General features: G+C 39.7%; 1 pseudogene. It reads right to left on the bottom strand.

The window, feature by feature from the left end:
• A pseudogene (locus CWC11_RS20715) lies at positions 1-209 on the bottom strand (transmembrane glucosamine N-acetyltransferase NagX); the annotation flags it as partial.
• Positions 210-378 lie beyond the last annotated feature (169 nt).

The following is a 378-nucleotide window of genomic DNA, read 5'->3' as shown; positions in this document are numbered from 1 at the left end:
AAAATAAAGAGAGGAAAAATTAGATCATAAAATGTAAATCCATGCCATGCACTATGCACTGTATGGGCCTCAAATACTTTCCAACCTTGCCAACCCGTCAATACAAATAATGCTGCGAATATAGACTGACCGCCTAAAATCCAGAACATATCCATGCCTCTCAGTGCATCAAGCGAAGCTAAGCGTTTTTTTTCAGTTTTTGTTGTCATATTTTGTTGCCTTAAAAACAAAAAAGCCCCGCGATTAATTCAGCGGGGTTTTTCTCAGGGAGAGTTAAATCTGTTTTCCAGCGATAAAGGTCGCTTGAGTATAAATCTGGTCATCTAACACAACAAAATCTGCGTCAGCACCATCACGTAGGTGGCCTTTCGTTTTCAA

Origin of the sequence: Pseudoalteromonas sp. S3178, from assembly GCF_005886985.1 — a bacterium.
Taxonomy (GTDB): domain Bacteria; phylum Pseudomonadota; class Gammaproteobacteria; order Enterobacterales; family Alteromonadaceae; genus Pseudoalteromonas; species Pseudoalteromonas carrageenovora.
This window is presented reverse-complemented; position numbering and strand designations above follow the sequence as displayed.